At 59.0% G+C, this 8,101-nt stretch carries 9 protein-coding genes and 1 pseudogene; 4 read left to right on the top strand and 6 right to left on the bottom strand.

All coding sequences use genetic code 11. From position 1 onward, the window contains the following. Both AC628_RS33010 and AC628_RS43345 read right to left on the bottom strand, forming a co-directional pair. A pseudogene (locus tag AC628_RS33010) lies at positions 1-210 on the bottom strand (TauD/TfdA family dioxygenase); the annotation flags it as partial. 1,176 nt (positions 211-1,386) lie between these two features. Then, positions 1,387-1,623 (bottom strand): hypothetical protein, encoded by a 237-nt coding sequence (locus AC628_RS43345; RefSeq protein WP_143201928.1) that lies wholly within the window; start codon positions 1,621-1,623, stop codon positions 1,387-1,389. A gap of 1,007 nt (positions 1,624-2,630) precedes the next feature. Here AC628_RS43345 and AC628_RS33000 point away from each other — a divergent pair. Beyond that, on the top strand, positions 2,631-3,029 hold the full coding sequence (locus AC628_RS33000; protein ID WP_074130918.1) for a hypothetical protein: 399 nt from the start codon (positions 2,631-2,633) through the stop codon (positions 3,027-3,029). A gap of 74 nt (positions 3,030-3,103) precedes the next feature. On the opposite strand, the gene AC628_RS44425 is transcribed toward AC628_RS33000, so the two are convergent. Then, positions 3,104-3,280, bottom strand: coding sequence for a hypothetical protein (locus AC628_RS44425; protein ID WP_168193503.1), 177 nt, complete (start codon positions 3,278-3,280; stop codon positions 3,104-3,106). 189 nt (positions 3,281-3,469) lie between these two features. Between AC628_RS44425 and AC628_RS32995 the strand changes: the two genes are divergently transcribed. Beyond that, entirely contained in the window at positions 3,470-4,144 is a 675-nt protein-coding gene (locus tag AC628_RS32995) for a recombinase family protein (protein ID WP_074130917.1), read from the top strand. Between the two features lie 512 nt (positions 4,145-4,656). On the opposite strand, the gene AC628_RS46230 is transcribed toward AC628_RS32995, so the two are convergent. Both AC628_RS46230 and AC628_RS32980 read right to left on the bottom strand, forming a co-directional pair. Continuing rightward, the gene (locus AC628_RS46230; protein ID WP_210190293.1) at positions 4,657-4,881 is read right to left on the bottom strand and encodes a hypothetical protein; all 225 of its coding nucleotides are present in this window, start codon (positions 4,879-4,881) and stop codon (positions 4,657-4,659) included. 838 nt (positions 4,882-5,719) lie between these two features. Beyond that, entirely contained in the window at positions 5,720-6,139 is a 420-nt protein-coding gene (locus AC628_RS32980; RefSeq protein WP_074130915.1) for a hypothetical protein, read from the bottom strand. Positions 6,140-6,263: 124 nt separating this feature from the next. On the opposite strand from AC628_RS32980, the gene AC628_RS32975 reads away from it, so the two are divergent. Beyond that, the gene (locus AC628_RS32975; RefSeq protein WP_074130914.1) at positions 6,264-6,620 is read left to right on the top strand and encodes a hypothetical protein; all 357 of its coding nucleotides are present in this window, start codon (positions 6,264-6,266) and stop codon (positions 6,618-6,620) included. A 266-nt stretch (positions 6,621-6,886) separates the two neighbouring features. Continuing rightward, a complete protein-coding gene (locus tag AC628_RS32970; protein WP_074130913.1) occupies positions 6,887-7,378 on the top strand; it encodes a hypothetical protein in 492 nt (163 codons plus the stop codon). A 66-nt stretch (positions 7,379-7,444) separates the two neighbouring features. Here the strand turns inward: AC628_RS32970 and AC628_RS32965 are convergent, their stop codons facing one another. After that, positions 7,445-7,837, bottom strand: a complete 393-nt coding sequence (locus tag AC628_RS32965) for a hypothetical protein (RefSeq protein WP_502689804.1) — start codon at positions 7,835-7,837, stop codon at positions 7,445-7,447. Positions 7,838-8,101: the final 264 nt, after the last annotated feature.

Below are 8,101 nucleotides of genomic sequence, written 5' to 3'. Positions count from 1 at the left end.
AAAGCGTTCCTGCTCCGGATCGTCGAGATGATCCTGATCGCGGAAGAAGATCACCTTGTGTACGAGTAGCAAGCTGTTGATTGCAGTAATCGTGTGGCTCGGCAAATCGCCCGATAGTTTGATATTTCTGATTTCAGCGCCTAGGCGCGCGGCGCGTTTGACGACGTCGCTACACGGAATGATACTATCGATCATAGCTTCTTCGTTCATGGTGATCTTCCGAGCTTCGAGGTCCTTAGTCGAACAACGTTATTCGGCTGACGCGTTAGGTGAACGCCGGATTGAAAGTTGTCGAAAACTGCCGCATTCGGTCTGTCGGTCTGCTTCGAGCGAGGCATGGTTCCTGAAGCAAGGATCGTGCTGGGCTTTGCTGGTTTCGTGCCTCTCATGCTCTTAGCTCTAAACTGCTGTTGCTGGAGCGAAAGCAATGACCATGCCAGTGCTGCTAGGCATGCCAAGCGTCTGGCCATGCTTTATAAATTCATCGAGTGTGCGCACTGTGTTTTAAACCTGACAGGACATTTATGCCGCTGTCAGCACACTCGATTGGCCGCACCAACAGGATCCCTGGAGATACTGATCCAACTAGGATCGTCGGGGAACGTGCCAGCAATCCCGGCGAACACGACGGCCGGTTGAGTGGGTTGTCGCATGCGGTCGTGACCACCCGCGTTCCCGACTGACGCTCGAGTTGATGCTCGCCGCCCCGGCTGCATGCCTTCCGCCGGAGGCAGGTTGACTTCGATCGGCGTGAGCTCAGCGTGAAGACGTGGTTGATCATTACGGCAGCGAATATTTGCCAAGAGGCCGCCGCAGAGCTGCGCCTAGCTCCGTTTCCCGTCGGTCGCGTGAGCCGCAGGTCCATGATTTTTTGCATAACGCAGGAATAGAGCTAGCAGTCTTCAGGGCTTACGTCCCAAAGGGTTCTAGCGGAAGGTTTATCGTCAATCAGATGGGCTGCGTATTCCAGCTCATCAGCTTCTGCTTTAGCTGTTCGGCTTCTTCTCTTGTCAGCTTCCCGGCCAAGCTGCAGTTCTTTAGCAGCGCCGGACCCTTACGTTCACGATCATAAACCATCCAGCCAGTGGTCCCCATCCGGACTAAGAATCTGGCCTGCACAGGCATTGCGTAATTCAATGATATCCCCTGATTTGGCAGGTGCAGTTCGCCAATTGAGCTTTCGGCCGGGCCTCCCGTCATTAAACTATGTGAATCCGGGCCTCGGCGATGAGTAGCGTACCTTTAGGCTGAAACAATTCTGACGCACCTGCGACAGCCCGAGAAGCTTGGGGCGAACTGAGCTTCAGTTAGCGCCCGGCTGGCTATGCTCAGCATAGCGCCTCGCGGATGAGAACTAGGCATGATCCGCGTACCGGACAGATCGTTTCATTTCGTATCTTTTCCGCGCGACACTACCGCGAAGCCGTGTTGAAGTGCCCGCTGGAATACGGTTTTCAGGCCTTGATCGGCCAATATGGCTTCGCCAGGTCGGAAGTCGCTGACGAGGCGCCATGCGAAGCCTGTGTCCGCCTCGGGCAACTTTGCCCGATCGAGGACGTAAGCAGTGGGACCAGGCCCTTCGCCGACAGCGCCTTCCTCGACGAATTTCTGAAGCCTGTTCATCGATCCCCCGCTGCACGAGTAAAGCGCAGCATGCCAGTCCTGGAGGAGGGCAGCAACACAGCTATCACGCCGGCGGCATGCGTCATATTCTCGGCCGCGGCCTTCATTTAAGAGTGCATAGCAGGCCTCATCGCTCGCCGAGTGCGTCGGATCCGTATCGAAAAATGAACTGGCGCCCGTTCCAAACTGCTAGCAATCGCGGCGATAGGGCTCCGGCAAACAAACGTATAGGTCAAGGATCGAACTATCGCGTCGGTCATTCGCTTGACCGAGCTGATCTCTCTATGGGAGACGTTTTCGAGGGGGACGATCATCCGGATCGACTACAGCCTCCAATCGAACACGCCGCGCGGTGACTGGTCCGCGATCCTCGATGGCGTCAGTCTCGGCGCTCCGGTGCTTCCGATCCCGTGAACATGAGCGCGTGCCGGCCGCACAGACCGGCGCGGTTCATCCCGACACGTCATCTCGTCGGGCCGTCAAGCCGGACAAGTGACGGAAATAACACCGGCAACGCGAGCTGTGGTCTCCATCGCGGTGATCGCGTCAGTGCTCAGAACCGAGTGGCGGCTCGCGGATGTACCGACGGCTATCTCGGGACTGCTATTTTCGCTTATCGACATCCTGTTGATAGCGGTCATCACCTCCATCGCGCTGCCGGTCGGCGGCGGGTAATCTTCTGTTCTGCTAATCACAGCAAGGAGGCTACGGTGGCCACATTCATTACTCTGACGCAGGACGGCACCGGAGACTTGGTGACCGTGAACGCCGACAAAATTGTTCGGTATTCTCGAGGAAAGGGATTGAATTTCACTACGATCTTTTTCGAAAATCCGAATCTCGGGATTTCGGTTGTCGAAACGCCATCGGCTATCGAGAGCGCGGTGTATTCAGCGGAGTACTCGAAACGGCTACCTCAAGCACGGTAAGCTCAGCCCTTGCCTTTCAGCACCAGCCCTCCCTCGGCCTGCCGGCGCTTTTCCACCGTGCACGACATCCGCCGAGTCATGACTGACGATCTCGTGCCCTTGGGAGAGATGCAAATGTGGAATTGGATTTCAGCGGTCGGCGTGCTGATCGAATTCGTCGGCTTCGGTATGCTGGCTTGGGACCTGTGGAGGTCGGCTCGAGAGAGTATCGAAGAGGCGAATGCGATCGCTGCGGAGAAGTCCGATCTTGGTTCGATGATCATCAGGGACGGTATTGGTGATGTAGCCGGAACTTCGTTCAATAGCGGTGCGCTTGGCAAGTTGATCGAGGCGAGAAAGTCGGACGCCGCCAAATGGCAGACGCGGGTGTTGCTTATCGCCCGTGGGGTCTCGATAAGTGCGTTCGGCGCTGCCCTGCAGGTCGTTGGTGGTTTTGGTCAAGCATGGGTTGGCAGTTTCGGCGGTCCACCGGCCTGAAATGAAAGCGGCCAGCGAGCCCGAAGGTGCCGGAGCGCGGCCGCGGGCCCCCCGTCGCGGTGTAGGAGATCGACTCAATCGAGAAAGCGAAGCGTCTTGCCGACGGCGATGCTGAATTTCGCCCGCTCGTCGTTGTGCGAGCTCAGGTTGTTCGACAGACCAACAAGGGCGCTGCCGGCTCCATGCGGGTCATAGCCAAGTTTGCGCAGCACCAGTGGGGCAAATCTTTCGCCCTCAGCATAGGCCAGCATCCGCGTGCCCAGCTCTCTAAGAGTGCGGCTCTTTTCCCGCCTCGCGATACCATGTCGTCGTATCTCTTGCGGCTTCGGTCTTCCAGAGTGACAAAGGGCTGCGGCAATTCTGTCTGGACGTTGGCGAGGAACAGCATTTGACGGCGGACCTCTATACGTAGGTCGAAGAAGTTCCTGATCGGCCGCCCAATGAATTCTGCCGCGAACCAAGCCATCACGCCTGTTGCTGCCAAGCCCAAAAAGGACTCCGAGAAACGCCAGCGCGCGGCTATCGAGGGCTTTGCCAAGGCAGCCGGCTACGCCATAGCCTCGGATGACTGGTTCTACGATGCCGCTGCGAAGGGCGCAGATCCGGTTACAGAGCGTCCTGGCTTCGCGGCCATGCTCAACCGCATCGCCAGCAACGGCGTGCGTACCGTCATTGTAGAAAGTCCCGATCGCTTCGCGCGTGACCTCGCCGTACAGCTCGCCGGCCACGACTACCTACAGCGCCTCGGCGTCATGCTGATCCCCGCCACCTCGCCCGACTTCTTCACCGAGGACACGCCGACAGCTATTCTGGTGCGCCAAGTGCTCGGCGCCATCGCACAATTCGACAAGGCAACCACGGTTGCCAAGCTTCGCGCGGCGCGCGACCGCAAGCGGAAGGAAACCGGAAAGATTGAAGGCCGCAAGAGCTACGCTGAGCGCGATGGCGGTGCCGAATTGGTCGCGCTCGCCCGCGAGTTGGCAAGGCCGCCCGAGGGCTTCACGCGCGGGCCGTCGCTGCGCAAGGTTGCGAGTGAATTGGCCGCCCGTGGCTTCACCACGCCCAAGGGCAAGCCCTACAGCGCCTCGGCGGTCGCCTCGATGCTGGCGGCGTAGACCGGGCGTGACCAACGGCACTACCGGGCATCGTGGTGCTCTGGTGTGGTTGCCGCATTGGAGGCGATCTTGACGAGAGAGCGACACGCCAAAGACGCTGCGGATGCCTTCAGGCTGCTTGGTGCATTCCGCTCGATCACAGATCGCGCCACGCGCCGCCGTGTCCTTGAGCAGGTCGAGGCCATGGCCGAGAAGAGAGCGCCAGCCGACGATAAGGTCACCAGCGAGCCGCCTCGATCCTGATCTGCTGTGATCACGCCGCGTCGTGATCGCTACCGTGACGTTTGACGGCGTCGCGGTCGCTGGCGATGACCACTGCGGCGAGAAGAAGCGAGGCGACGGCGCCGAGCCCCATGACGATGTCAATCATTGACGGCCTCTTTGGGAAACACACGCTTTCGCGATCTTGGCGACTGTCGGCCCTGGAGGGATGTGCCGTTAGTCACCTTTGCACCGCCAGCCCACGCGCCAGCGTCACCGGTTCGCGCTGGCCGAGGTCGAACGCAGCAGCCCTAAATTCGCTTGGTTCGCGATGCTGCGGATCGTACTGCGGTCTGATACTCACCAAGGAGTTTGGCGTCTTCGATTGATCCGTGCTGGTGCATCTGGCGCCAGCGACCATTCATCAGTTGAAAAATTCGGGTGGTGCGGATGTTCAGACTTTTTACGACGTCACCATCATGGTCGGTGCCGCGTTCCCGCCCCACCGCCCAAAAGACATCGCCTGTGCGATGTATGGTATAGTCCCAAAATTCAACGTGAACGTCCGCCGGGCTCTTGAAGACGCCTGGTACATCAAGTGCGGCTGATCTGCTCCCCGCCGAATCCCTCCGAGAGGATTATCAATTGCGACCTCATCGGAATCAGCAAAGTTCTCGTCGATCATCTTCAGATCGTGCCTGTTGAACCCCCGGTAAAATTGGGCCAAGGCCTGTTGAGGTTGGCTTAGATCTCCGAGATCTTCGCTACCAGTGATCGGATCTTGTATCGGCTTTTGCCCTTGGGCTTCGGCGGCACCGAGAGGCGTCGAAATCAATGCGCAACCGGTTGCTAATCCGAATATCGCTGAGAGCAGGCTCCTTTGCAGCGTAGTCGACATGGTCTGTCTCCTCTGCTTACAATTGATCTGCCACGCGCGCTGCGTGGTCGATGGCCGAAAAAGAAACGCCGGCCGACGATAAGTCCGCCAGCCAACTACCTCAATCCTGATCCACGCCAGCCCGTGCGCCGGCCTCGCCGGTGCGCTGGCCGAGATCGAGCCGCACCCAAACCACCGGCCGAACGGTGCAGCATCAGCGTCACGGCTGGCCGTTCTAATGGTGGTGCGGAACCGCCCTCCGTACCAATCCGGTGCTTACCGCTTTGTAATCAATGGGAAATTGATGATTGTGTTCGTTCGGAATATATTCCGACATATAGCGAACGAATCTCGCAATGGGCGTGCCGCACACAGAACCTCTGTGCCGGCCTCAGTGAGGCTTTCAGGTGAGAACAGTGACCATCTCAACGCCCAAATGCGAGCCCCCGATCGGGGCGGTACCTTCGCTGGATTCAGGCGAACGCATGGGCGCGGGTTCAAATCACGAGTATTTCTTTTGCCCGATCGACGAAGACCTTGCACGCGACGCCTACGGCGATTCCTGGGATGGTTTCGGCGACTACCTCGATTAGGTAATCGTTGAACCGATGCTTTGAATTCTCAGCCGTATAAATCCAGGCTTCATAGCGTTTTGGATCGCCGGATACTGAAAGGCCTATTCGTGTAAAACCGAAGCGCTCGATATCTTTGCCCTTTGGGTCGTTCCAGTCGAGGGGCGGAGTCACAATGTTCGGCAGGCGAACCTGCAGTGGCCGCTCAAGGGCTAGGTTGATCGTTCCGCGGTGACAGTCCGCGATTTGCGGAAAACGTTCCACGAGGAAAGGTATTTGCTTTGGGATGTTGTAGGCTGCCGCGTTGAAGCCCTTAGCGACTTTGGCGTCGATCTCAAAAGGCACTATCCATCCTCCAATGGACGCAGGGGGCCTTCGGGCGCCCGCAACGTAAGATTCGCAGATCAAACCGGCGACGGCAAGCGCTAGAGCCGTCGCCTGGCGAGTCGCCTTTTGTAATGCGGTAGATGTGATCCTGAATCTTGGGACCAAGCATGTCGGGATCAAGCTTCGAAATGTCATCGAACAGCCTGTCATTTTCGTCAAAGAGTGGCTTCAGGTGCTGATTGTAGAGCGCCTGTTCATGCGGATCGAGCTGGCCGATCTTGCCGGCCTCGCGCGCGAAATACATTCGAAGGCGATCTCGCGTACAGGGTTGAAGCGTCGGACCTCTCGTCCGGCATGTCGTCGAACGAGGGAAGGGGATAATTCTCGGCCATTGCAGCGCCTCGCCGCCAAGATCAGGGCCGAGATGAGCGCCCTTGAGCAACGAGCAATGGCGATGGCGGAAGAGCAGCGGCGGGGGCCGCCCCGCGAGCTCGGTTAAGATTTCCGGTATTTTGACGCGAGTGCCACAAGGGACTTAGCCGGAAGGACTAGCTAGAGGATTTAACATTTTCCCGGTGTGAGTTGAACAAGCTGTTCAACCTTCTCCTTGGACTGTTTTGCGGGCGCCGCTCGAAGGGGCTGAACTCGAGCAGGCGAATGATACGAAAGTCGTCCCCTTCTCTCACAGCCATTGCTGGAGCGCGGGGTTGCGCGCGTCAGGTGCCGCACCTAGAACGGTCGCGAAATAGGACGGGGGAATGAGAAATGTCCAAGGCTGCGCTTCTGGCCGCCGTGATCGCGCTGATCGCGGCAATGCCGGCACGGGCTGACTACCAGAACAGGCTGATCGGCAACTGGCTGGTGTCGGCCGAGGAGGATCGCTTTGGCGACGGCGGCACGTTCATTGCCCTGACGGGCAAGGACGGCGTCGGTCTCGGCGTCAGGTGCCTGCGGAAAGTGCTTTCCGTCGGCATCGTCGACATGTCGCCCGACCCGAAGCCGTTGGATCGAGGGGCGAAGTACAGTTTCAGCTTCCGCGTCGACAAGAGCCCGGTCGTCGAGACAGAGGGCATTGCGATCAGCGAGCGCCTGATCCAGGTCAAGACCGAGAAATCGCTGGTGAAGAACATCCGCGACGGCAAGGAAACTGCCGTCAAGATCGTCGATCCCTACGGCACCAGCTCGGTAAGCATCTTCAAGACCACGGGCGCACCGAAGGCCTTCGCGGACCTGTCGAAGGAATGCCCGCTGGACTAAGGCTGCAGCAGCCATTGGGCAGGTAGTCGTCGGGATCTCCCGAGACCGCGATATCAGCAACTATGCCTAGTGACCGCTCGACACGCAGTTCCGCGCTGGTCTTGCTTGGTCTGATCGCGAGAAGGCGCAAGCGACGCTCTGTCGAAAATGGCGAAAAGGCTGGCCGTTCGATCGAGAGCACTGCTTGCAGCGCATGTAGCGCTCGAGCTCGTGGATCGGCATCCACTTCGGCCGGCGGACGATATCCAGCGCGACTGTCTGATGGGTCTCGCAGCCGAGGCACTTCACTTCGAGGTAGCGGTAGCCGGCGTTGAGCGCGTCACCCAGAACCGGAGATGGCTGGGCAGGCCCCTGAAACGCGAGCATGCGGGCATTCCATGCCCGGCAGGCGAGTACATCGGCCTCCGAGCGTGCCTCGGTGGCCCGTTCGGCCAGGTGCCTGACGGTCGCTCCGAACATGGACTCGCGAGACCTTGATCCCATTTTCCATGATCGCGCCCAACGGCGCGGGTGAGAAGCCGCTAGGTCTACCTCTGTGCCTGGAGCGGCCTACAACAAGTTGGTCAATCCGGTGCTGCCCTAGTTAGGACACTCGCACTGGGGAACTAGGACACTGTTGCGCGCACGCTATTGCGGGAGGCTTAGAGCGGGGCGCAGTATCGAGGCTGCCGACCTCCAAGAATATGATCGGCGGATCGAGTGACGGCCCCAGCACCGGCCCCC

Source organism: Bradyrhizobium sp. NAS96.2 (assembly GCF_001908235.1).
GTDB lineage: Bacteria > Pseudomonadota > Alphaproteobacteria > Rhizobiales > Xanthobacteraceae > Bradyrhizobium.
Note: the sequence above shows the minus strand (reverse complement) of the source record. Positions and strands in the feature narration are given on the sequence as shown.

What these genes read in the sequence shown, in the direction of transcription:
- AC628_RS33000 (WP_074130918.1), top strand. Translation starts at nt 2,631, where the DNA reads ATGACTGACGATCTCGTGCCCTTGGGAGAGATGCAAATGTGGAATTGG.
- AC628_RS43345 (WP_143201928.1), bottom strand. Translation starts at nt 1,623, where the DNA reads ATGAACAGGCTTCAGAAATTCGTCGAGGAAGGCGCTGTCGGCGAAGGG.
- AC628_RS32995 (WP_074130917.1), top strand. Translation starts at nt 3,470, where the DNA reads ATGAATTCTGCCGCGAACCAAGCCATCACGCCTGTTGCTGCCAAGCCC.
- AC628_RS44425 (WP_168193503.1), bottom strand. Translation starts at nt 3,280, where the DNA reads ATGCTGGCCTATGCTGAGGGCGAAAGATTTGCCCCACTGGTGCTGCGC.
- AC628_RS32970 (WP_074130913.1), top strand. Translation starts at nt 6,887, where the DNA reads ATGTCCAAGGCTGCGCTTCTGGCCGCCGTGATCGCGCTGATCGCGGCA.
- AC628_RS32965 (WP_502689804.1), bottom strand. Translation starts at nt 7,837, where the DNA reads ATGTTCGGAGCGACCGTCAGGCACCTGGCCGAACGGGCCACCGAGGCA.